The organism is Streptomyces sp. SID12501 (assembly GCF_010550245.1).
Lineage (GTDB): Bacteria > Actinomycetota > Actinomycetes > Streptomycetales > Streptomycetaceae > Streptomyces.
Genome location: NZ_JAAGLU010000031.1, coordinates 71731 through 96074, shown reverse-complemented (window position 1 = coordinate 96074; position 24344 = coordinate 71731). Strand labels below are relative to the sequence as shown.

Annotated in this window: 18 protein-coding genes; 14 read left to right on the top strand and 4 right to left on the bottom strand. The window is 70.1% G+C overall.

All coding sequences use genetic code 11. The features are described 5' to 3' along the window. The first annotated feature begins 44 nt into the window (after positions 1-44). From G3I71_RS32300 to G3I71_RS32290, 3 genes are all read left to right on the top strand, one after another. Positions 45-1529 (top strand): trehalase family glycosidase, encoded by a 1485-nt coding sequence (locus G3I71_RS32300; protein ID WP_164320183.1) that lies wholly within the window; start codon positions 45-47, stop codon positions 1527-1529. Next, positions 1526-3463 (top strand): glycogen debranching N-terminal domain-containing protein, encoded by a 1938-nt coding sequence (locus G3I71_RS32295; protein ID WP_164320181.1) that lies wholly within the window; start codon positions 1526-1528, stop codon positions 3461-3463. Before G3I71_RS32300 ends, G3I71_RS32295 begins: the two co-directional genes overlap by 4 nt. A 183-nt stretch (positions 3464-3646) precedes the next feature. After that, positions 3647-5638: a CDP-alcohol phosphatidyltransferase gene (locus G3I71_RS32290; RefSeq protein WP_164320180.1), complete on the top strand. Its 1992-nt coding sequence runs from the start codon at positions 3647-3649 to the stop codon at positions 5636-5638. Positions 5639-5713: 75 nt separating this feature from the next. Here the strand turns inward: G3I71_RS32290 and dusB are convergent, their stop codons facing one another. Then, positions 5714-6868 (bottom strand): tRNA dihydrouridine synthase DusB, encoded by a 1155-nt coding sequence (gene dusB, locus G3I71_RS32285; protein ID WP_164320179.1) that lies wholly within the window; start codon positions 6866-6868, stop codon positions 5714-5716. Positions 6869-6933: 65 nt separating this feature from the next. Here dusB and G3I71_RS32280 point away from each other — a divergent pair, with 65 nt between their 5' ends. Next, the gene (locus G3I71_RS32280) at positions 6934-8415 is read left to right on the top strand and encodes an MFS transporter (RefSeq protein WP_239149467.1); all 1482 of its coding nucleotides are present in this window, start codon (positions 6934-6936) and stop codon (positions 8413-8415) included. A 235-nt stretch (positions 8416-8650) separates the two neighbouring features. Here G3I71_RS32280 and G3I71_RS32275 read toward each other — a convergent pair whose 3' ends face one another. Continuing rightward, the gene (locus G3I71_RS32275) at positions 8651-11029 is read right to left on the bottom strand and encodes an FtsX-like permease family protein (RefSeq protein ID WP_164320176.1); all 2379 of its coding nucleotides are present in this window, start codon (positions 11027-11029) and stop codon (positions 8651-8653) included. 23 nt (positions 11030-11052) lie between these two features. After that, positions 11053-11745, bottom strand: a complete 693-nt coding sequence (locus tag G3I71_RS32270; protein ID WP_164320174.1) for an ABC transporter ATP-binding protein — start codon at positions 11743-11745, stop codon at positions 11053-11055. A gap of 224 nt (positions 11746-11969) precedes the next feature. On the opposite strand from G3I71_RS32270, the gene G3I71_RS32265 reads away from it, so the two are divergent. The 3 genes from G3I71_RS32265 (at position 11970) to G3I71_RS32255 (ending at position 14457) form a co-directional block, all read left to right on the top strand. Next, on the top strand, positions 11970-13415 hold the full coding sequence (locus G3I71_RS32265) for a sensor histidine kinase (protein ID WP_239149466.1): 1446 nt from the start codon (positions 11970-11972) through the stop codon (positions 13413-13415). After that, entirely contained in the window at positions 13412-14134 is a 723-nt protein-coding gene (locus tag G3I71_RS32260) for a response regulator transcription factor (RefSeq protein ID WP_164320172.1), read from the top strand. The genes G3I71_RS32265 and G3I71_RS32260 overlap by 4 nt, the downstream gene beginning before the upstream one ends. A gap of 116 nt (positions 14135-14250) precedes the next feature. Then, the gene (locus tag G3I71_RS32255; RefSeq protein WP_164320171.1) at positions 14251-14457 is read left to right on the top strand and encodes a hypothetical protein; all 207 of its coding nucleotides are present in this window, start codon (positions 14251-14253) and stop codon (positions 14455-14457) included. 136 nt (positions 14458-14593) lie between these two features. On the opposite strand, the gene G3I71_RS32250 is transcribed toward G3I71_RS32255, so the two are convergent. Beyond that, positions 14594-15976, bottom strand: a complete 1383-nt coding sequence (locus G3I71_RS32250; protein WP_164320170.1) for a glycine--tRNA ligase — start codon at positions 15974-15976, stop codon at positions 14594-14596. A gap of 241 nt (positions 15977-16217) precedes the next feature. Between G3I71_RS32250 and G3I71_RS32245 the strand changes: the two genes are divergently transcribed. From G3I71_RS32245 to G3I71_RS32215, 7 genes are all read left to right on the top strand, one after another. Then, positions 16218-17177 carry a metal ABC transporter substrate-binding protein gene (locus tag G3I71_RS32245; protein ID WP_164320168.1) on the top strand — a complete coding sequence of 320 codons (960 nt, stop codon included), beginning with the start codon at positions 16218-16220 and terminating at the stop codon, positions 17175-17177. 56 nt (positions 17178-17233) lie between these two features. Next, a complete protein-coding gene (locus G3I71_RS32240; protein ID WP_164320167.1) occupies positions 17234-18001 on the top strand; it encodes a metal ABC transporter ATP-binding protein in 768 nt (255 codons plus the stop codon). Next, complete coding sequence (locus G3I71_RS32235; protein WP_164320166.1) at positions 18001-18903, top strand: metal ABC transporter permease; 903 nt, start codon at positions 18001-18003, stop codon at positions 18901-18903. Before G3I71_RS32240 ends, G3I71_RS32235 begins: the two co-directional genes overlap by 1 nt. Positions 18904-18962: 59 nt before the next feature. After that, entirely contained in the window at positions 18963-19379 is a 417-nt protein-coding gene (locus tag G3I71_RS32230; RefSeq protein WP_164320164.1) for a transcriptional repressor, read from the top strand. 104 nt (positions 19380-19483) lie between these two features. Next, on the top strand, positions 19484-20719 hold the full coding sequence (locus G3I71_RS32225; RefSeq protein ID WP_164320163.1) for an MFS transporter: 1236 nt from the start codon (positions 19484-19486) through the stop codon (positions 20717-20719). Positions 20720-21000: 281 nt separating this feature from the next. Next, the gene (locus tag G3I71_RS32220) at positions 21001-23427 is read left to right on the top strand and encodes a M4 family metallopeptidase (protein ID WP_343243133.1); all 2427 of its coding nucleotides are present in this window, start codon (positions 21001-21003) and stop codon (positions 23425-23427) included. Positions 23428-23739: 312 nt separating this feature from the next. Next, positions 23740-24138 carry a nuclear transport factor 2 family protein gene (locus G3I71_RS32215; protein WP_164320162.1) on the top strand — a complete coding sequence of 133 codons (399 nt, stop codon included), beginning with the start codon at positions 23740-23742 and terminating at the stop codon, positions 24136-24138. The last annotated feature ends 206 nt before the right edge of the window (positions 24139-24344 follow it).

Sequence of the window (24344 nt, the reverse complement as noted above, 5' to 3'; positions counted from 1 at the left end):
GCCCAACCGAACCGGTCGGGCCGAACGTCTTCGGGGAGCCCCGAGTGGATCGCACTGCCCAGCTGACCTCCCGTGCCCGCAGCACGGGGCACTCCTTCGTATACGAAGCGGACGTTACGACACATGCCCCGCACACCCTGCACATCAGGGCGGCCGAGGTACTGGAGAGCAACTGGACCGGTACCTCGACGGTGCCCTCGCGCGGCCTGTATCCGCACCAGTGGTCCTGGGACTCGGCGTTCATCGCGATCGGCCTGCGTCATCTGTCGCCCCTGCGCGCGCAGACGGAGCTGGAGACGCTGCTCTCGGCCCAGTGGGGCGACGGGCGGATCCCGCACATCGTCTTCAACCCTTCCGTCCCGCTCGACGCGTACTTCCCGAGCCCCGACTTCTGGTGCTCCTCGACCGCGGGGCGCGCTGCGGGCGCCCCGCGCACCGTACAGACGTCCGGCATCGTGCAGCCACCGGTGCACGCGCTGGCCGTCTGGCTGGTGCACCAGGCCGACCCCGGGCTGTCCCGGTCGCGCGGCTTCCTCGCCCGCGCCTACCCGGCGCTCGCCGCCTGGCACCGCTATCTGCTGCACCGCCGCGACCTGGGCGGTGGCGGCCTCGCGTCGGTCGTGCACCCCTGGGAACAGGGTATGGACAACAGCCCTTGCTGGGACACCCCGTTGAGCCGCGTCACCCCGGCCCCGGCCCGCTCCTTCCGCCGCGCCGACCTCGACCACGGAGCCGCCGAGGACCGGCCGACCGACCTGGACTACGGGCGGTACGTGCGACTGGCCACGGACTACCGGGACGCCGGCTATGAGGACGGGGCGAACGAGTTCGCCGTCGAGGATCCCTCCTTCAACGCGCTGCTGATCGCCTCGGAGCACGCGCTGGCCCGTATCGCCCGCGAACTGGGCGCGACGGGGACGGCCCGCCACGCCCGCGCGGAACGCCTGACGGCGGCCCTGGTGGAGCGGCTGTGGGACCCGGCGGAGGGGATGTTCTTCTGCCGCGACGTGGTGGAGGGCGCCCTCATTCCCGAGCGAAGCGTCTCCGGGCTCATCCCGCTCCTGCTGCCCACGCTCCCCCGGGACATCGCCGACACCCTCGTGCGTACCGCGCGCGGGCCGCACTTCGAGGTCGGCGGCGCCGCCCGCCTCGTGCCGTCCTACGACCTGCTCGGCGAGGCCTTCGACCCGCACCGCTACTGGCGAGGGCCGGCCTGGTTCAACACGGGGTGGCTGGTGGAGCGCGGGCTGCGGCAGCACGGCGAGCAGACGCACGCCGACGCGCTGCGCACGGCGCTGCTGGAGACCGCCGACGCGACGGAGTTCGCGGAGTACGTGGACCCGTACACGGGAGAGGCCTGCGGGGCGCTCGGCTTCGGCTGGACCGCCGCGCTCACCCTCGACCTGCTCCACCAACAGCCCTTCGGCGACAGCGACATCAACACCGTATTCGGCACAAGTGGCATGAGTGACGTGAATGGCATGAGCGACATGAGCGACATGGATGACAAGGGAGGCGAACGGGCATGACGGACCGGCATCATCTGCTCGTGCACGGCGGGACGTTCGCGGCCGTCGGCGACGGCGGGGACATCAGCGGCGTACGCGGAAGCAGCCAGCCCGACGGGTTATTCGTACGCGACGCACGGCACTTGAGCCGCTGGCAGCTCACCGTCGACGGCGCCGTGCCCGAGACGCTCAGCCCGGTCGCCGACGGGGACACCGCGCGCTGTGTCCTCGTACCGCGCGGGGGCCGTCAGGAGCCGCCCGCCTACACGCTCTTCCGTGAACAGGCCGTCGCGGACGGCGCGTTCGTCGAGTCGCTGCGGGTGACCAGCAACCGGCCGGTGCCGGTGACGGTCCGGATCGCGGTCACCGCCGACGCCGACTTCACCGACCAGTTCGAGCTGCGCTCCGACTACCGGACGTACGTCAAGTCAGGCGCCGTCCGCAAACGCGAAGTGCTCGACGACGGCGTCGAGTTCAGCTACCGGCGTGGTGAGTGGCTGTCCCGTACGACGGTCACCGCCGAGCCCGCCCCCGACGGCGTCGAGGAGACCGGCACCGGCGCCCGGCGCCTCGTCTGGACCCTGGACCTGGAAGCGCACGGTTCGGCGGAACTGGCGCTGCGCGTCGCCGCCCGCCCGCACGGCGCGGCCAAGGAGCCGCTGGTCCCCGCCTCTCCATCCGCTGCCAATGACCAACTCCTCGCCCTGGAAGGGGAGTTCGTCGAGGGCGTTGCCTTCCCCACCGGCTGGCCGGAGTTGGCGGCGGCCTGCGCACGCGGTCTCTCCGACCTGGCGTCGATGCAGGTCCCCGCGACCGGACCCGACGGTGAGGAGCTGCGCGTACCGGCCGCCGGGGCGCCCTGGTTCCTCACCCTTCTCGGCCGCGACGCACTCCTCACCTCCCTCTTCGCACTCCCCTACCGCCCCCAACTCGCCGCCGCCACCCTCCCGGCGCTCGCCGCGACCCAGGCGACCGAGGTCGGCCCCGACTCCGTGGCCCAGCCGGGCAAGATCGTGCACGAGGTACGGCACGGCGAGCTGGCCCACTTCGGGCAGGTGCCGTACGGGCGTTACTACGGCTCGGTCGACGCCACCCCGCTCTTCCTGGTGCTCCTCGGGGCGTACGTCGAGCAGACCGGCGACACGGCTCTGGCCCGCCGCCTGGAGGCCAACGCCCGTGCGGCGATCGGCTGGATGCTGGACCACGGCGGCCTGACATCCCGTGGCTATCTGGTCTACCGGGCCGACCAGGGCGGCCTCGCCAACCAGAACTGGAAGGACTCCCCCGGCGCCATCTGCTCGGCCGACGGCACCCGCGCAAGCGGCCCGGTGATGGCGGCGGGGGCCCAGGGCTACGCGTACGACGCCCTGCGCCGTACCGCCCAACTCGCCCGCACGGTATGGGACGACGAGACGTACGCCGCTCTCCTCGAACAGGCCGCGGCCGACCTCCGGGACCGTTTCCAGCGGGACTTCTGGATGCCCCAGCACTCCTTCCCGGCTCTCGCGCTCGACGGCGAGGGCAAGCAGGTCGACGCGCTGGCCTCGGACGCGGGCCATCTGCTCTGGTCGGGGCTGCTCGACAAGGAGTTCGGCGAGAAGGTCGGCCGACGCCTGGTCGAACCGGACTTCTTCTCCGGCTGGGGCGTACGGACACTGGCGTCGGGCCAGGCCGCCTACCATCCCCTCTCCTACCACCGGGGCTCGGTCTGGCCGCACGACAACGCCCTGATCACCCTGGGCCTCGCCCGGTACGGCCTGCACGACGAGGCCCGTACGGTCGCCCACGCCCTCGTCGACGCGGCGACCGCCACCGGCCACCGCCTCCCCGAGGTCCTCGCCGGTTACGGCCGCGACACCCACGGCGAACCGGTGCCCTACCCGCACGCGTGCGTACGGGAGTCCCGGTCGGCGGCGGCCCCGTTGGCGCTGCTCACGGCGGTCGGGGGCGCCTGAGGGGACGTACTGCGAGGTGTGTGGCCGGTCGGCTTGGTGAGGCGTTTGCCCGGTGTTTGCCGGGTGCTTGGGCGCGGAGGCTGAACGGAGGCTGAGGGCCCGCCGTACGGGATGGTGGCGGACCTCGGCTCCCGCGCCGGGTCCGCCGCCTCCTGCACGGCTTCACACGGAAGGACCTCCGGGGTGCCTCAGTTCACTCGCACCAACCCATCGACGGACGCCATCCCCGAGGGCCCTTCCGAGGCACCGTCCGAGGTGCCTTCGAGTCAGCCGGTCACTGAAGCAACCGATGCCGCCGATACGGCGGTTGAGGGGCCGGAGGCAACCGCGACGGCTGAACCGGCCTCGGAGACGGAGACGAAGGCGGAGGCTGAACCGGCGGCCGAGAAGCCGACCGCGACCGCCGTAGTAGAACCCGACAAGCCCGCCGACGAGGCAGACACGGCCGCCGCAGCGCCCGGCAAGGCCACCACTGAGACCACCGAGGCGACCGAGGCCGAGCAGACGGCGCCCAGGACAGCCCCCAAGCCCGACTGGCGCACCCGGCACCCCATCGCCGCCCGCAACCTCGGCTGGGCGGTGACCGCCCTCTCCGGGCTTCTCGTTCTCGTCTCGCTGCAGATGCCGAACACCTTCGGCAACCTGCGGATCACGGAGTTCCTGCGGCTTCCGGCCGAGGCGATCGTCGGGGCCGTCGTGCTGCTCGCGATGCCACGTCGGCCGCGCGTGATCACGGCGGCGTGCATCGGGGTCTTCCTCGGTGCGGTCACCGTGGTGAACCTGCTGGACATGGGGTTCGTCGAGTTCCTCGGCCGGCACTTCAACGTGCTGCTCGACTGGACGCTGCTGAGCGACGCGCAGGCGTACCTCACCGACTCCTTCGGCGCGGTGGGGTCGATCGCGGCCACCATCGGGGTGTTCCTGCTCGTGCTGTTCCTGCTCGTCGGGACGGCCTTCGCGACCTTGCGGCTCAGCAACCAGCTGGCCCGCCACAACGCCGTCGCCACCAAGGGCGCGCTCATCGCCGGCACCGTCTGGATCACCTGCATGTCCCTCGGCCTCACGGTCGGCGGGGTGCCGATCGCTTCGGACCACACCGCGGGGGTCGTCAAAGTGCACGCGCGGCGGGTGAGCGACACTCTGCACGACGAGGCGGAGTTCAAGGAGCTGGCGAAGAACGACCCGTTCGCCAAGACGCCCGGTGATCAGCTGGTGCCGGACCTGCGCGGCAAGGACGTCATCTTCACGTTCATCGAGAGCTACGGCCGCAGCGCGATCGAGGACCCGATCATGTCGCCCGGCGTCGACCAGACGCTCGCCGACCAGACCCAGGCCCTGACGAACGCCGGGTTCGCCGCGAAGAGCGGCTGGCTGACGTCGGCGACGTACGGCGGCAGCAGCTGGCTCGGCCACTCCACGTTCCTGTCGGGCCTGTGGATCAACAACCAGCAGCGTTACCGCACCCTCGTCAACAGCGACCGCCTCACCCTCCCCGAGGTGTTCCGGCGCACCGGCGACTGGCGGACGGTCGGCGTGATGCCGGGCGTGCAGAAGAGCTGGCCGGAGGCGAAGTTCTACGGCCTGGAGAAGAACTACGCGGCGAAGGATCTCGGTTACAAGGGACCGAAGTTCAGCTGGTCGACCATGCCTGACCAGTACACGCTGGAGGCCTACCAGCGCCTGGAGCACGGCAGGAAGCAGGCCAAGCCGCTGATGTCGGAGATCATCCTGACGTCGAGCCACCAGCCCTGGGCGCCGCTTCCCAAGACGGTCCCGCAGGACGAACTCGGCGACGGCACGGTGTTCAACGCGATCCAGAAGGCCGGCAAGAACCCGAAGGACGTCCTCTACAACGGCCCCGAGGCCAAGGCGGAGTACGGCAAGTCGATCCAGTACTCGGTCACCAGCCTCATCGACTGGCTGACCCGGTACGGCACCGACAACACCGTCCTCGTCTTCCTCGGCGACCACCAGCCCATGTCCCGGGTCAGCGGCAGCAACGCCAGTCGTGACGTGCCCGTGTCGGTCGTGGCCAAGGACCCGAAGATCCTCGACAAGATCGCCGACTGGAACTGGTCGGACGGCCTGCGCCCCGCCCACAACGCCCCGGTCTGGAAGATGAGCGAGTTCCGCGACAAGTTCCTGACGGCATACGGCTCGACGCCGCACCCGTAAGCGCCCGAAGGGGCGCGGGGAACTGCGCGACCAGCCACAACGGACCCGCAGACGACGACGCTACCGAAGGGAACCTCACCCCCCGGACGTGTCCAACTCCGCATCCTCGCTCACGCCCGCGCAGTCGTACGGGTCCTTCAGCCAGCCCTCCGGCAGCACCACCCGGTTGTTGCCCGACGTACGGCCGCGGGGCCCGTCGGCGCCGAGCGGCCAGGCCTGGTCGAGGTCCAACTCGTCGAGGCCGGAACGGAGTTCGGCCAGGGACGACGTGATCGCGAGACGCTTGCGCATCTCGGAGCCGACCGCGAACCCCTTCAGGTACCAGGCGACGTGCTTGCGGAAGTCGATGACCCCGCGCGGCTCGTCCCCGATCCACTCACCGAGCAGCGTGGCGTGCCGGACCATGATGTCGGCGACCTCGCGGAGGGACGGACGCGCGATGGCCTCCGTACGGCCCTCGAAGGCGGCCACCAGGTCCGCGAACAGCCACGGCCGACCGAGGCAGCCGCGCCCGACCACGACCCCGTCGCACCCGGTCTCCCGGACCATCCGCAGCGCGTCCTCGGCCGACCAGATGTCGCCGTTGCCGAGTACGGGGATCTCCGGCACGTGCTCCTTGAGGCGGGCGATCGCGTCCCAGTCCGCCGTGCCGCCGTAGTGCTGGGCGGCGGTGCGGCCGTGCAGCGCGATGGCCGTCACACCCTCCTCCACCGCGATACGGCCGGCGTCGAGGTAGGTGATGTGGTCGTCGTCGATGCCCTTGCGCATCTTCATCGTGACGGGGATGTCCCCGGCGCCGGACACCGCCTCGCGCAGGATCGCGCGCAGCAGGTGCCGCTTGTACGGGAGAGCCGAGCCGCCACCCTTCCTCGTCACCTTCGGGACGGGGCACCCGAAGTTGAGGTCGATGTGGTCGGCGCGGTCCTCCTCCGCGATCATGCGGACGGCCTTGCCGACGGTCGCCGGGTCGACGCCGTACAGCTGGATCGAGCGCGGCTTCTCGGTCGCGTCGAAGTGGATCAGCTGCATGGTCTTCTCGTTGCGCTCGACCAGCGCCCGAGTCGTGATCATCTCGCTGACGAACAGGCCCTTACCTCCGCTGAACTCCCTGCACAGGGTGCGGAAGGGTGCGTTCGTGATCCCGGCCATGGGCGCGAGGACGACGGGCGGCTGCACGGTGTGCGGGCCGATCCGGAGGAGGCTTGCGGGGGCGGTCACGGGCGTGGACATCAGGCCATTCTCGCGCACCGAACGGAGTACAGCCAAAGTCGTTAGTTAGCCGTACTATGGACCGCATGTCCGAGCTGAGTCCCCGCCGCCGCATGCTGGTGCTCGCGATCTGCTGCATGAGCCTGCTGATCGTGAGCCTCGACGTCACCGTGCTCAACGTCGCGCTGCCCTCCATGGAGAGGGACCTGGGCGCGAGTGTGGCCGGTATGCAGTGGGCGCTCGACGCGTACACGCTGGTGCTGGCCTCGCTGCTGATGCTGGCGGGCTCGACCGCCGACCGGATCGGCCGCCGCCGGGTCTTCCTGACCGGGCTGGTGCTGTTCACGCTCGGCTCGGTGCTCTGCTCGCTCGCCCCGAGCCTCAACTGGCTGATCGTGTTCCGCATGGTCCAGGCGATCGGCGGCTCGATGCTCAATCCGGTCGCCATGTCGATCATCACCAACACCTTCACCGACCCGCGCGAGCGGGCCCGGGCGATCGGGGTGTGGGGCGGGGTGGTCGGCATCTCCATGGCCGCCGGGCCGATCATCGGCGGCCTGCTCGTGGACACCGTCGGCTGGCGCTCGATCTTCTGGATCAACCTGCCGGTGGGCCTCGCCGCGCTCCTGCTGACCCTGCGGTACGTCCCCGAGTCCCGGGCGCCGAAGGCCCGCCGCCCGGACCCGGTCGGCCAGGTCCTGGTCATCGCGCTGCTCGGCTCGCTGACGTACGCGATCATCGAGGCGCCCGGTTCGCCGGTCACGCACACGCTCGCCTTCGGGGCGGTCACCCTGGCCGCACTGCTCGGGCTGCTGTACTACGAGCGCCGGCGCACCGAACCCCTCATCGACCTGCGGTTCTTCCGGTCGGTGCCGTTCAGCGGGGCGACCGTGATCGCGGTCAGCGCGTTCGCGGCGCTGAGCGGGTTCCTGTTCCTGTCGACGCTGTACCTGCAGAACGTGCGGGGGCTGTCCGCGCTGCACGCCGGTCTGTGGATGCTGCCGATGGCGGTGATGTGCTTCGTGTGCGCGCCGATCTCGGGGCGGCTGGTCGGCAGTCGGGGTCCACGGTTCTCGCTGCTCATGGCCGGGGTCTGGATGACGGTGAGCGGGGTCCTGTTCGCCGCCTTCGACGCGGAGTCGTCGAACGTGACGCTGGTCATCGGGTACTTCGTGTTCGGCCTCGGCTTCGGCTTCGTCAACGCGCCCATCACCAACACGGCGGTCTCGGGCATGCCCCGCTCCCAGGCCGGGGTGGCCGCCGCGGTCGCCTCCACCAGCCGCCAGACCGGCGGCACGCTGGGGGTCGCGGTGATCGGCGCGGTGCTGGCGTCGGGCATCGGGGCGGGCCCGTACAAGGAGGTGTTCGCAGACGCGGCGCGGCCCGGCTGGTGGATCATCGCGGGCTGCGGTCTGGCCGTACTGATCCTGGGCGCCGTCACGACCGGCGGCTGGGCCCGGCGGACGGCGGAGCGGGCGGCCGGGCGGCTGGAGGACGGAGAGGGCGCTTCGCGTGAAGGCGGGGATGCGGGTGTGCGGGGCTCTGCGGGGGCGCGCACCGCGGGGTGAGTCGCTTTGGCCTCCGGCCCGGTGCGATTGAGAGCTCGGGGCAGGTGGTTTCGTTGTCGGGTGCGGGTGCGCTGTGGCTGGTCGCGCAGTTCCCCGCGCCCCTGGCGGGAGCGCCCCTGCGGGGCTGCTCCCTGCCCCGTCACCGCCCTGCCCCGTCACCGCGCCGCCCCATCACCACCCCGCCTCCGCTCCCCAGCCCGTGCCCACCCCCAGCCCTCCTCTCAGCGGCGCCCCCTCACTCCGTGCGCAGGGCCGTTGCCGTACGCACTTTCGCTGCCCAGCCCGCCGGGAGGAGGGCGCCCAGCAGCGCGATGGCGATGCCTGCCAGGCCCAGGAGCAGTAGCTGCCAGGGGTCGTACACGTCGAGGATGGACGGTGGTAGCTCGGTGCCGGCGGCATGGCCCATCACCGGCAGTACGAAGCCGTGGAGGGCGAAGCCGGCGGGTACGCCGATCAGACCGCCGAGCACGCCGATTCCGGCCACCGAGGCGAGTACGAGGCTCACGGTCTGGCGTGGTGACATCCCGAGCGCCTTGCAGACGCCGAGGTCGTGGACGCGTTCCCGGGTGTCCAGGACGACGGAGTTGAGGACGCCGAGGCCGGCCACGGAGACCAGCATGAGGGTGAGGAGTGCCGCCATCGACTCCAGGATGATGATGAAGTTGTCGTTCGCCGAGGGGGCGTTGGCCATGGCGTCGCCGCCCAGCGGCTGCACCACCGCGGCGAGCTTCGTGGCGTACTCGACGGGAGAGACGCCCGGCTTCACCTCGACGAGGAACGTCCGGGGCTGGGCCGCGGGGAAGTCGGCGATGTTCCCGTGGATCTGCAGGCCGCCGTCCGACGTGTCGAAGGCCTCGCCGACGATCCGCAGGGTCCGGGTGTCCCCCTCGTAGGTCACCCGGACCGTGTCACCGAGCTCGGTGCCCGTCCGTTCCAGGAAGCCTGAGCCCACCACGACCTGGCCGGCCCCGTCGAGCCAGTGCCCGGAGATCATCTCGTAGCTGCCGGCCCGGGAGTCCCCCTGGTAGAGGACGACCGGTACCGAGCCGGTGACCCCGGCCACGGCGCCGTCGTTCCGGGTCATGGCGTAGTACGAGGCGGTGCCTTCCTGCGCCTTGATGGCCGCGCGGATGCGTGCCGGGGCGGCGGCCGGGGCCTCGGACTTGCCCTCTACCCGCTGGGATCCACCGGGGGCGGCGTCTCCCGGTCCGCCGCCGCCGAACACGGTGACCGCGGCGCTCTCCTCGGGATCGGCCGCCGCACCCACCGCCGTCAGGGACGCGGTCAGCCCCACCGCGAAGGTCGCCGCGACGGTACCGAAGGCCACCGCGAGCAGCATCGCGACGGTGCGGACCGGGTGCGCGAAGGGGCTCGCGAGGCCGTACGTCACCGCCCTGGGCAGCGGTAGCCGTCCCGCCACCCGGTGCGCCCACTGGCCGCGTCCGGGGCGCGGGGCCCGGCCCACGGCGATGGCCTCGACCGTACTCAGCCGCCCGGCGCGCAGCGCGGGCACCAGCGCGGCGAGCCCGACGACCAGCAGCGCGGCGGCCGGCACCACGACGTCCACCCACCACGTCACGCCCAGCGTGGCGGTGCCGTACGCCTGCTCGGTGTCGTCGAGGAGGGGTACGGCCAGCAGGTTGCCGAGGACGACGCCGAACCCGATGCCGACGGCGGCCGGGATCAACGCCTGGGCCACATAGGCGCGTACGACCTCGCGCGGGGTGAAGCCGATGGCCTTGAGGATGCCGATCCTGCGCAGGCTCGAGCCGACCGCGCCGCTGGTCACACTGCCGACGATGATCACCGACATCACGATGCCGAGGACTCCGAAGGCGACGAGGAAGGGGATGGTCGGCGCCGCGCCCTGGTCGGCGTCACGCTTGGTCTGCAGATAGGACTGGCTGCCCAGCAGCGCGCCGGACGGCACGGCCGCGGCCAGCTGTTTCCGGTCGGCGGTGAGCTGTTTCTCCGTCCCGGCCGAGTCGAAGCGGTACAGCATCTGGCTGGTGAGCGGCGTCTCCTTCGACGCCAGCGCCCTGGCCTGGGCCGGGGTCGCCCAGACGTCGGCGGTCCTGCTGACCGACAGGGCGAAGCCGACGATCGTCAGGGTGGGACTGCCGGCGGCGGCCGAGGCCTGGAGTGTGGAGCCGAGCCCGAGGTCGGGTCCTACGAGCGACGAGTTCAGCACGATCTCGCCCGGCTTCGCCGTCCACCGGCCGGATTTGAGGTCCAGATCGTCCACGTCGGCCCGCGGATCGGACCGTCCGACGAGCGTCAGCGTCGGCAGGTGGCCGCCCCTCGAGTCCACCGGCTTGATCGTCGTGGCGGGGTACGGTCCCGCGCTCGCGGTGACGCCCGTCTCCTCCCCGGTGGCCGCGAGCTGCGCCGTACTCGCTCTGCCCGGATCGAACTGGACGGTCAGATGCGCGCCGTGCTGCTGCGCGAAGGCGTGGTCGAAGGGGGCGTTCGAGGCGACGATCAGCGACCCGGCGACCACCGCCGAGGCCACGGCCATCATCGTGGCGATGGCGATCACCACGGTCTGCACCCGGCGCCGCCCCACCCCGGACCGTACGACCCTGCCGAGCGCACCACCCAAGCCCAAGCCCATGCCCATACCGAAGCCGGAGGCGTTCAACGGGCCGCCCCCGCCCGGGTGTCGAGGGCGAGGTGGCCGTCGACGAGCTGGATGGTCCGGCTCGCACACGCCTCGGCGAGTGCCAGGTCGTGTGTGACCAGCACGATGGTCTGCCCACCTCGGTGCAGCTCGACCAGCAGCTCCCGTACGTCCTCGCCCGAGGCGGTGTCGAGGGCGCCGGTCGGCTCGTCGGCGAGCAGCAGGGCGGGGCGGTTGACCAGGGCCCTGGCCACCGCGACCCGCTGGCGTTCACCGCCGGAGAGCCGGCCCGGATAGGCGCGGGCGTGCTTCTGGATGCCGAGCACCTCCATGAGTTCCCCGGCGCGGGCCGCCGTCTCGCGCCGTGCGGTTCCGGTCAGTTGGGCGGGGAGCTGGATGTTGTCGGTGACGGTGAGATCGTCGAGCAGGTTGAAGAACTGGAAGACCATGCCGATCTGTTCGCGGCGGAACCGGGCCAGCGCGTGCTCGGTCAGGCCGCCGAGTTGCCGGCCGGCCACGGACACGGTGCCCTCGGTCGCCCGGTCCAGGCCCGCGACGAGGTTCAGCAGGGTGGACTTGCCGCTGCCGGAGGGGCCGGTCACGGCGAGTGCCTCACCCTGTTCGACGGTGAGCGTGAGGGGCCCGAGTGCGGGCCTGCCTGCGCTGTCGTAGCGCTTGGCCACATCCTCCAGTTGAATCACCTGAGTCATGAACTCGCCTGTCCCTACGGTCGGTTCGAGCGGAAAATTGTCGGACTCGGTGAAGGTAGGGGCGGGCGTCGTCGCGGCGCGTCGGCCTCGGCACCGACGTCCGGCCCTCCCCGCGGAGGACCCGGCCATGGGGTCATCCCTGCGAAGTAGGCCTGAGGAACGGCTTGTTGGGCCGTTCGGTGCGGAGGGGCGCGGGGCGGGGCGACCGGCCGCACAATGTGCCGATGGAGACGACGCCGATCGGCACGACGCCGTTGGAGACGCCGATGGGGGCGGAGGACCCGCACCGGCGCTCATGGCACTGGCGTCAGCAACTGCGGGACACGCTGCGGCCGGAGCCGAGACCCGCTCCGCTGTCGCGGCGGGCGGTGGGCGTCGATCTGGCGCTGGCGGTCGTCCTGACCGTCGTCGCGTTGATCGTCGCGGCGCGCTATCCCGGCGACGGCCCGGTGCGCTTCTTCCCGTCGACCGAGTACAGAGACAGCGTGAGCGTACGCGCGCCCGGCGCCGAGAACGTGCTGCCGAGCCCGCCGCCCGTTCCGCCCGTCCCGTCCCGGCGAGGGTTCGTCGAGGGCGAGGCACCCCTCGCGCCCTGGCCCCTGGTCGTCCTGTCGACGTTGCCGCTGCTGGCCAGGCGCCGGTATCCGCTCGCGGTGTTCGCGGTGGTGCTGGGCGCGGCCGTGGCCATCGGCGACGAAGCCTCCTGGATCACCGTGCTGACCTGCGTCATCGGCGCCTACAGCGCCGTCATGCACAGCCGTTACCGGGTGGGGGCCATCGCCGCGATGGTCGTCGGCGCCGTCCTGGCCGGCCTCGCGTTCCAGCGGGCGGAGCCCCTGCTCCCCGGCTGGTCGAGTCCCGGGGTCGTGCTGCTGATCGCCGGGGTGCTGGCCGGTCTGGTCCGTTTCTGGCGGCGGCGCGTCGCGGCCGGCCGGGACCGGTTCACGCGGTTGCAGCGGACCCAGGAGGAGGCCATGCGGCGGGCCGTGGCGGAGGAGCGCTCGCGGATCGCCGCCGAGCTGCACGACGTGGTGACCCACAATGTGAGCGTGATGGTGATCCAGGCCGGTGCGGCACGCAAGGTGATGGACACGGCGCCCGAGCGGTCGAAGGAGGCGCTGCTCGCCGTCGAGGCCGGGGGCCGGGCCGCGATGGCCGAACTCCGGCATGTGATGGGCCTGTTGGCCGCCCCGGACACCGGTGGCCCGCAGGAGACTCCGGCCGACGGACTGGAGCCGCAGCCCGGCCTGGACCGCCTCGACGCCCTGACGGAGCGGGTGCGCGGCGCCGGGACCCCGGTCGTCGTCGCGGTGTCGCTGCCGCCCGACCCCTTGCCGCCCGGGGTGGACCTGACGGCGTACCGCGTGGTGCAGGAGGCGCTGACCAACACGATCAGGCACGCACCCGGCGCCGAGGCCTCCGTCCTGATCGGCTGGACCGACGACTGCCTCCAGATCGAGGTCGGCAACACGCGCGGAACCACCGGACCCATCGGCACCATCGGCACCACGGGACCCATTGGAACCACGGGACCCACGGGAACCGGCAACGGCCGCGGTCTGATCGGGCTGCGTGAACGGCTGACGGTCTACGGCGGCGAGCTGACCGCCGGCCCGACCCTCGCCGGCGGCTACCGCATCACGGCCAGAGTCCCGTGGCGGACCCCGTGAACCAACCCCGTCCACAGCACCCGCAACACCCGCCCCACCCACCGCTGCGCGCCGTCATCGCCGACGACCAGGCGCTGGTGCGTACGGGCTTCGGGATGATCCTGGCCGCCGACGGCATCGAGGTGACCGCCGAGGCGGCCGACGGGGCCGAGGCGGTGGCCGCCGTGCGCCGTACCCGGCCCGATGTGGTGCTCATGGACATCCGGATGCCGGGCATGGACGGTATCGAGGCCACGCGGCGGATCCTCGCCGACGACGCCCCGGAGGCCGGGGGAACCCGCGTCGTCATCCTCACCACCTACGACCTCGACCACTACGTCTACGCCGCCCTCACCGCCGGCGCCTGCGGTTTCCTCCTCAAGGACGTCACCCCCGAGCATCTGGTCGCCTCCGTACGCCTGGTCCAGGCAGGCGACGCCCTGCTCGCCCCCGCGATCACCCGCCGCCTGATCGAACGCTTCGCCCACCGCCAGGAACCCCCGAAGGCGCCCGCCCGCCACGCCGACCTGTCTGGTCTGACACCCCGTGAGCTGGAGGTCCTGCGCCTGATGGCAACGGGCCTGAGCAACGCCGAGCTGGCGGAACGTCTGTTCCTCAGCCCGACCACGGTCAAGACGCACGTCGGCCGCATCCTGTCGAAACTGGAGCTGCGCGACCGGGTCCAGGCGGTCGTACTGGCCTACGAGACGGGCCTGATCGCTCCCGGTACCGAGCCCTGAGCGCCCATGACGTATCAGACGCATCAACTGTCAACTCTTCACACATACGACCCCTGTTGATGTTGCTCTTGCTGCACACTCACACCTGCACGCATCCCCTGGACAGCGGAGAGGTCATGTTGCAGACCAACACGAGCAAGGTGAGCCGCTGGGACCAGCACGGGCGGGAGCACATAGTCCACGTCACGCGCACCGGGGCACAGCGCCTCATGAGCTGCGACACGTGCGGCTGGCGCAAGAAGGTGCAGTTCCTGCCCTGGCTGAAGGCGGAGGAACACCTCGCCGAGGAGCATCAGGCAACGGTGGACCCGACGGCGGGCTAGAACGTCAAGTGGCCCCGGAGTCACAGGACTCCGGGGCCACTTATCAGCCCGTCCGGCGTTTGAGGACGAGGCCGTTCAGGCCGAAGCGGGGGTCTGGGGGCGGCAGCCCCCAGACCCCCGCCGCGTCGAGCAGGACCTAGCAGCCGACGAGACGCTGCGCCAGGTACCCCTCGATCTGGTCCAGCGACACGCGCTCCTGCTTCATCGTGTCCCGCTCACGAACCGTCACCGCGTTGTCGTCCAGCGTGTCGAAGTCGACCGTGACGCAGAACGGCGTACCGATCTCGTCCTGGCGCCGGTAGCGGCGGCCGATCGCGCCCGCGTCGTCGAACTCGATGTTCCAGTTCTGGCGCAGGGCGGTGGCCAGGCCCTTGGCCTTCGGGGACAGCTCGGGGTTGCGGGACAGCGGCAGGACCGCGACCTTGACGGGCGCCAGACGCGGGTCGAGGCGCAGGACCACGCGCTTCTCCAGCTTGCCCTTGGCGTTGGGCGCCTCGTCCTCGTTGTACGCGTCGAGGAGGAACGCCAGCATCGCGCGGCCGACACCGGCGGCGGGCTCGATGACGTACGGCGTCCAGCGCTCGCCGGCCTCCTGGTCGAAGAAGGAGAGGTCCTGGCCGGAGGCCTTGGAGTGGGCGTTGAGGTCGTAGTCCGTGCGGTTGGCGACGCCCTCCAGCTCACCCCACTCGTTGCCGCCGAACTGGAAGCGGTACTCGATGTCGGCGGTGCGCTTGGAGTAGTGCGAGAGCTTCTCGGCCGGGTGGTCGTACCAGCGCATGTTCTCCTCGCGGAGGCCGAGGCCGGTGTACCAGTTCCAGCGCTCCTGCATCCAGTACTCCTGCCACTTCTCGTCCTCGCCCGGCTTGACGAAGAACTCCATCTCCATCTGCTCGAACTCGCGGGTGCGGAAGATGAAGTTGCCGGGCGTGATCTCGTTGCGGAACGACTTGCCCATCTGGGCGATGCCGAACGGCGGCTTGCGGCGCGAAGTGGTCTGCACCTGGGAGAAGTTGGTGAAGATGCCCTGGGCGGTCTCGGGGCGCAGGTAGGCGACCGAACCGGAGTCCTGGGTCGGGCCGAGGTGCGTGGACAGCAGACCCGAGAACTGCTTGGGCTCGGTGAACTGGCCCTTGTTGCCGCAGTTGGGGCAGTTGATGTCCGCGAGACCGTTCTCCGGGAGGCGGTGGTGCTTCGCCTCGTAGGACTCCTCCAGATGGTCGGCGCGGTAGCGCTTGTGACAGGAGGTGCACTCGGTGAGCGGGTCGGAGAAGGTGGCGACGTGACCGGACGCCACCCAGACCTCGGAGGCCAGGATGACGGACGAGTCGATACCGACGACGTCCTCGCGCGACGTCACCATGTAGCGCCACCACTGACGCTTGAGGTTCTCCTTGAGCTCGACACCCAGCGGTCCGTAGTCCCAGGCGGCGCGCTGACCGCCGTAGATCTCACTGCACGGGAATACGAAGCCACGGCGCTTGCTCAGGCTGACGATGGTGTCGATCTTGTCGGCGGCCACGGTGCTCTCTTCATTACGACGATTTACGACGACGGGCGATGAAGCGGACGCGTTCCAGGGGCGGAAGCGGACGCGCTTCAGAGCGAATGCTTCAGGTTACCGGCGGGGCCCGCCCCCCAATCAAATCGGTTTGGGCCACGAGCCTCGCGAGGGCCTCGCCCGCGCCCCGGACCATGCCCGGCACGCGCCCGAAAAACCCGCTTGTTGACAATCGTTTCCAGAATCATTGAAAATGACTGTCATGAACGTACGACGACTCATATCGGGCACCGCGATCGCGGCGGCCACCGCGCTCGGCCTCGGGGCCCTGTCCGCCTGTTCCTCGGATTCGAGCGCCGCCGACCGGGACATCAGCGGGAGGCTCGATGTCGTGGCGTCGTTCTATCCGATGCAGTACCTCGCCGAGCAGATAGGCGGCAGGCACGTCTCCATCAGCACGCTGACCGAGCCCGGTCAGGAGCCGCACGACCTGGAGATCAGCGCCAAGCAGACCGTGGACCTGCAGAAGGCCGACGCGGTCCTGTACCTCAAGGGCCTCCAGCCCGCCGTCGACGAGGCGGTGTCGCAGTCCGAGGCGAAGACGAAGATCGACGCGGCAACCCTCACCACCCTCGAGAAGCACGGCAGCACCGAGCACAGCCACGAGGGTGAGGAAGCGCCCTCCGACGAGGACGCCTCCGCCCTCGACCCGCACGTCTGGCTCGACCCGGTGAAGTACGCCGAGATCGCCGACGGTGTGAGCGCCGCCTTCCAGAAGGCCGACCCGACCAACGCGGCGGAATACAAGCTGAACACCGAGGCGTTGACCGCGAAGCTGACCTCGCTCAACACCTCGTTCGAGGACGGCCTGAAGAACACCAAGACGAAGGTGTTCTTCACCAACCACGCGGCCTTCGGCTACCTCGCCGAGCGCTACGGCCTGACCCAGGAGGCCATCACCGGTGTGGACCCGGACAGCGAGCCGAGTGCCGCGCGGATGAAGGAACTTCAGCAGGAGGCGAAGGCGGACGGAGTGACCACCGTCTTCTACGAGACACTGGTCTCCGACAAGACCGCGAAGACCCTCGCCGAGGACGCGAACCTCACAACGAACGTCCTGGATCCGCTCGAGGGCATCACCGAGAAGTCCCGGGGCGACGACTACATCGCGGTCATGAAGGCCAACCTCAAGGCGCTGCGGACGGCTCTGGGCGCCAAATGAGCGGTGAATGAGCTGTAAATGAGCGGTAGTTGATGATCGTTACGGAGGATGCAGGCATGGGCGAGCCCGTCATTTCGCTGCGCGGTGTACGCGCCGAACTGGGCTCGCGCCCGGTCCTGCGGGGCATCGACCTCACCGTGAACCGCGGTGAGGTCGTCGCGCTGCTCGGCGCCAACGGCTCGGGCAAGTCGACCGCGATCCGCACGGTCATCGGCCAGGTCCCGGTCAGCGCGGGCGAGATCGAGCTGTTCGGTGTCCCCCGCCGGCGCTTCACGGACTGGCGGCGCGTGGGCTACGTACCGCAGCGCACGACCGCGGCCGGTGGCGTACCCGCGACGATCACGGAGATCGTCGCGTCGGGCCGGCTCTCTCGCGCCCGCTTCGGTGTGCTGCGCAAGGCCGACCACGAGGCCGTTCAGCGGGCCATCGGCCTCGTCGGGCTGGCGGACCGCGCCAAGGACTCGGTGAACGCGTTGTCGGGCGGCCAGCACCAGCGCGTACTGATCGCCCGCGCCCTCGCCTCCGAACCCGAGCTGCTGATCATGGACGAGCCGATGGCGGGCGTCGACCTGGCGAGCCAGGAGGTCCTGGCCCGGACGCTGCGGGAGCAGGTCGCGGCCGGTACGACGGTGCTGCTCGTGCTGCACGAACTCGGGCCGCTGGAACCGCTGATCGACCGGGCGGTGGTGCTCCGCGACGGATGCGTGACGCACGACGGGCCGCCGCCGCACGCGGTCGGACAGCATGCCCTGCCCGGCCACGACCACGTACACCCGCACGCGGCTCACGACGCCGAACCGATCCGGACGGGACTGCTGAGCTGATGGACTTCCTCGACTACGCCTTCATGCAGCGGGCCCTGCTGGCCGCGGTACTCGTCGGCATCACGGCCCCCGCGATCGGCATCTACCTGGTCCAGCGCCGCCAAGCGCTGATGGGTGACGGAATCGGCCATGTCGCGATGACGGGCGTCGGCCTCGGCTTCCTGCTGAACACCTCACCGGTGTGGATGGCGACGGGCGTCGCCGTAGTCGGCGCGGTGATGATGGAACTCATCCGCTGGTACGGCAAGACGCGCGGCGACATCGCCCTCGCGATGCTGTTCTACGGCGGTATGGCCGGCGGCGTGATGTTCATCAACCTCGCGCCGACGGGCTCGAACGCCAACCTGACCTCGTATCTGTTCGGGTCGCTGTCGACGGTCAGCGAATCCGACGTGACGGCGATCTGCGTACTCGCGGCCTTCGTGGTCCTGGTCACCATCGGTCTGCGTCGGCAGCTCTTCGCGGTCAGCCAGGACGAGGAGTTCGCCCGGGTGACGGGCCTGCCGGTCCGGGCCCTCAACCTCCTCACCGCGATCACGGCGGCGATCACGGTGACGGTCGCGATGCGGGTGGTGGGGTTGCTGCTGGTCAGCGCCCTGATGGTGGTTCCGGTGGCGGCGGCCCAGCAGCTCAGCCGGAGCTTCGCGGCCACGTTCGCCATCGCGGTGGCGATCGGCGTGTCCGTGACGATCGGCGGGACGGTGACCTCGTACTACCAGGATGTGCCGCCCGGTGCGACGATCGTCCTGCTGACCATCGGCGCGTTCATCGCGCTCACCGCGCTGGCGACACCGGTGGCCCGCCGCCGGGCCCGTGCGGCGGCTACCGCGCAGACGGCCGGGGACCCGGCGGAGTGTGTGATTCCGGCCAGCCGGGAGGCCTCCGGCAAGGCGGGCGTCTGACCGCGCACAGTCCGGGCTGGCACAATGGCCCGGCAAGCGCAGACGTGAGGAGAACAACGGTGACGACGGCCGGTCCGCCCGTTAAGGGACGATCCACCCGCCAGCGTGCCGCTGTGGCGGCGGCGCTGGACGAGGTCGACGAGTTCCGCAGTGCCCAGGACCTCCACGACATGCTCAAGCACAAGGGCGACTCGGTGGGGCTGACGACCGTCTACCGCACACTGCAGTCCCTGGCGGACGCCGGTGAGGTGGATGTCCTTCGGACGTCCGACGGTGAGTCGGTCTACCGGCGCTGCTCGACCGGTGACCATCACCATCACCTTGTCTGCCGTGTGTGCGGCAAGGCGGTGGAGGTCGAGGGGCCTGCGGTGGAGACGTGGGCGGAGGCGATCGCCGTGGAGCACGGGTTTGTGAACGTGGCTCATACGGTGGAGATCTTCGGTACCTGTGCGGAGTGCTCTGCGGTTGGGCGGTAAGTGGTTCGGTTCCGTTCGGTGCGTTGTCGGGTGCGGGTTCGTTGTGGCTTGTCGCGCAGTTCCCCGCGCCCCTAAAAACCCGTCCCGTCCGATAGCTTCTCGCCGTGGGTGATGTCAGGGAACAGGACAGTCAGCTGAGCGGTGCCTCTTTGGGGGTGCCGTTTCGGTGGTTGTGGGCCGCCTACGCCAGCAGTCTGGCCGGGACCTGGCTCGCGTTCGACTCGTTTCCGTTGATCGCGGTTCTTGTGCTGCATGTGGGACCCGCCCAGGTGTCGTTGCTGGCGGCGGCCGGGCTGGCCGTCGGGGCGGTGGTGGCGGTGCCGCTCGGGCCCTGGGTGGAGTTCCGGCGCAAGCGGCCGGTGATGGTCGCCATGGATCTCGTGCGGTGCGGGGCACTGCTCAGCATCCCCGCCGCCTACGCGCTCGGCGCGCTCTCCTTCGGGCAGCTCGTGGTGGTGGCGATCGTCGTCGCCGCTGCCGACATCACCTTCACCGCCGCCAGCGGGTCCTACCTCAAGGGACTTCTGCCGCCGTCCCAACTCCTCGTCGCCAACGGTCGGTTCGAGTCCACGATGTGGACGGCCAGCGTGCTCGGGCCGCCGCTGGGCGGGGCCGCCATCGCACTGCTCGGGCCGGTGACCACCGTCGTCGCCAACGCGGTGAGCTTTCTGTTGTCGGCGGCCGGTATCCGGGCGATCGGAGGGCAGCCGGAGGCTCGTCCCGAAGGGAAACGGCAGGTACAGGTACGCGCCGGGGACCTGGTCGGCGGGTGGCGGTTCATCCTGGCCGATCCGGTACTGCGGCCCCTGTTCCTCAACACCGTGCTGGTCAGCGGGCTGATCATGGCGACGGCACCGCTCGTCGCCGTCCTCATGCTCGGCCGCTTCGGCTTCGCGCCCTGGCAGTACGCCCTCGCCTTCGCCGTGCCCTGCGCCGGCGGCCTCGTCGGTTCGCGTCTGTCCCGGCCGCTCGTGGCGCGGTACGGGCAGCGCGGGATCATGCTCACCTTCGGGACGCTGCGGGTGTGCTGGCCGGTCGGGATGGTGTTCCTGCACGGCGGCACGACAGGGCTCGTCCTCGTGATGGTCGTGCAGCTCGGGCTGATCACCAGCATGGGCGTGTTCAACCCGGTGTACGCCACCTACCGGCTCCAGCACACCCCGGCGGACCGGGTCGCCCGCACCCTCTCCGCCTGGTCGGTGTCCAGCAAGCTGACCGTCGCGGCACTGACCGCGCTGTGGGGGCTCCTGGCGGCCCTCACCACACCCCTGACCGCCGTCGGAGCCGCCGGAGTCCTGATCCTCGCGACTCCGCTGCTGCTGCCCCGCAACCAGGACTGAGGGCCTGTCGAAGCGCTGCTGAGGGGCCGTCGAGAGGCTACTGAGGAGTACGGGCGAGTGCCGAGGCGAGCGCTGAGGGGCTCCGTCGCGCGCACAGGGATAACCCTCGACCTCTTATTTTTTGCTGACATGCCCTCCTCAACAGTGCCACTCTTCCGGCAGTTACCCCCCACGTCTCAAGCACATCAGGCACTGCTCAGCTCATCCCGGGCCGCACACCCCCGTTCGCCCGGTTCTGTTTCCGGCCGTGGAAGGCGCGGCCGTCGCAGGAGGAGTTACGAGTGAGACGAAAGTCGAGCAACACCCCCCACAGATCCGGCCGCACCAACAAGGCCACCGCGGCCGGCGCCCTGCTCGCGACCGCCACTCTGCTGGCCGTCGGCGTGCAGACGGTTCCCGCCGCCGCAAAGCCCGCGCTCCCGGCACCCAGTCCGCTGCGCGCCGGCGCTCTCCAGACGAAGCTCACGCCGGCCCAGCGCACGGCGCTGATCAAGACCGCGACGCAGCGAACGACGCAGACCGCCGGCACCCTCGGCCTCGGCGCCAAGGAGAAGCTGGTCGTCAAGGACGTCAGCAAGGACGCCGACGGCACCCTGCACACCCGCTACGAGCGCACCTACGCCGGACTGCCGGTACTCGGCGGCGACCTCGTCGTGCACACCCCGCCCGCCTCCAAGGCCACGGGCACGGTGAGCAGCACGTTCAACACGCGGCGGGCCATCTCGGTCGCGTCCACGACCCCCACGTACGCCAAGTCCGCCGCCGAGACGAAGGCGCTCGGCGCGGCCAAGGCGCTGGACGCGGAGAAGGCCACCACCGACAGCGCCCGCAAGGTGATCTGGGCGGGCAACGGTACGCCGAAGCTGGCCTGGGAGACGGTGATCGGCGGCCTCCAGGACGACGGTACGCCGAGCCAGCTGCACGTCATCACGGACGCCCAGACCGGCGCGAAGCTGTACCAGTTCCAGGCGATCAAGACCGGTACCGGCAACAGCCAGTACAGCGGCACGGTCACCATCGGGACAACGCTGTCCGGTTCGACGTACCAGCTCAACGACACGACACGCGGCACCCACAAGACGTACAGCCTCAGCAACGGCACGTCGGGCACCGGCACCCTGATGACGGACGCCGACGACACGTGGGGCACCGGAGCCGGGTCCAACACCCAGACCGCCGGCGTCGACGCCCACTACGGCGCCCAGACGACGTGGGACTTCTACAAGAACACGTTCGGGCGCAGCGGCATCAAGAACGACGGTGTGGCCGCCTACTCGCGCGTGCACTACAGCACGGCATACGTGAACGCGTTCTGGGACGACTCCTGCTTCTGCATGACGTACGGCGACGGCGAGGGCAGCGTCAAGGCGCTGACCTCGCTCGACATCGCCGGGCACGAGATGACGCACGGCGTGACCTCCAACACCGCGGGCCTCAACTACACCGGTGAGTCAGGTGGGTTGAACGAAGCGACCTCCGACATCTTCGGCACCGGCGTCGAGTTCTACGCGGCCAACTCCACCGACGTCGGTGACTACCTCATCGGCGAAAAAGTCAACATCAACGGCGATGGTACGCCGCTGCGTTACATGGACGAGCCCGACAAGGACGGTGGCTCGGCCGACAGTTGGTACTCCGGCGTCGGCAACCTGGACGTGCACTACTCGTCCGGCCCGGCGAACCACATGTTCTACCTGCTCTCCGAGGGCAGCGGCTCCAAGACCATCAACGGCGTCACCTACAACAGCCCGACCTCCGACGGTGTCGCCGTCGCGGGCATCGGCCGGGCCGCCGCGCTGCAGATCTGGTACAAGGCGCTGACGACGTACATGACGTCCAGCACCACGTACGCCCAGGCCCGCACCGCCGCGCTGAACGCCGCCTCGTCGCTCTACGGCGCCAGCTCCACCCAGTACGCCGGGGTCGGCAACGCCTTCGCCGGTATCAACGTCGGCAGCCACATCACCGTGCCGACCTCGGGTGTCTCGGTCACCAACCCGGGCAGCCAGTCGTCGACCGTCGGTACGGCGGTGAGCCTGGCGATCACGGCCAGCAGCACCAACAGCGGCTCGCTGACCTACGCGGCGACCGGTCTGCCGACCGGCCTGTCGATCAGCAGCTCGACGGGCGCCATCTCCGGCACCCCGACCACCGCGGGCACCTACAGCTCGACGGTCACGGTGACCGACAGCACGGGCGCCACCGGTACGGCGTCCTTCACCTGGACGGTCAGCGCGACCGGCGGCGGCTCCTGCACCTCGGCTCAACTGCTGGGCAACCAGGGCTTCGAGTCCGGCAACACCACCTGGACGGCGTCCAGCGGTGTCATCACCACCTCCAGCAGCCAGGCGGCCCGCACCGGCTCCTACAAGGCCTGGCTCGACGGCTACGGCTCGACCCACACCGACACGCTGTCCCAGTCGGTGACGATCCCGAGCGGCTGCACGGGCACGACGTTCACGTTCTACCTCCACATCGACACGGCTGAGACCTCCACCAGCACCCAGTACGACAAGCTGACGGTCACCGCCGGTTCGACCACCCTGGCCACCTACTCCAACCTCAACGCGGCCAGCGGCTACGTCGCCAAGTCGCTGAGCCTGTCGGCCTACGCCGGTACGACGGTCTCGCTCAAGTTCACGGGCGTCGAGGACTCGTCACTCCAGACGAGCTTCGTGATCGACGACACGGCGGTCACGACCAGCTGACCAACGCCCACCAAGCAACCCCCCACGGGTATGACAGCGGCCCCCGGCGCCTTCTCGGCGCCGGGGGCCGCTCGGCAAGGTATTCCAACTCAACTCTGCACAGAGCTCGTAACACGGTCGTGTTGAAGGGCTGTTGAGTCGTCTCCAGCAGATCAGTCCGCAGGCCAGGGGACTATGGCGTTGTGGAGGTCGAGCCGTCTGTCGGCGGACTGCGAGGCGCTTGAACCGGCGCGCGACGGTCTGCCTCGGCGACATTCCGCACCCGGTCGAGACCGACGATGTCCGGCGCCCCCTCGCTGTTACTGTCGCGCCATGTCCAAGATCGAGATAGACGTCGTGACCGCCGAGTTCTTCGATGCCTTTGACAACCGGGGCGGCAAGGCTGCCGACGTGGCCCGGATCCGCAGGCTGGTTCTTCCGGGTGGCGTGATCGTCAAGACCGGCCCGGAGTTCACGGTCTACACCGTGGACGAGTTCATCGAGCCTCGCCGGCGGCTGCTGACCGACAGTCGGCTGGTCGAGTTCTCCGAGTGGGAGACCTCTGAACGGACAGAGATCGCGGGCGATATCGCGTCGCGGTTCGGCGAGTACCGCAAGTCCGGGATCTTGGATGGTGAGCCGTTCGAGGGAGACGGGACCAAGACCATCCAGTTCGTCCGCACCTCCGAGGGCTGGCGGATCGCAGCGTTTGCCTGGTACGACCAGCCCTGACCGCGGGGCGGTCCAACTGCGGCTTATCAGCTTGGGTTGATGTGGTGCAGCGCACCGGGCGAACCCTTGGCATGCCGTCATCGTCGTCAACCCCGCATCCCCCGGTGCCGACCAGGGCGAGGGCCAAGGGGGCTCGAATCCGTCCTGTGGAAGACGGTGGCCGTTGTCACAATGAGTGGCCCGTCGTCGTATCCGTGGAGCTGACC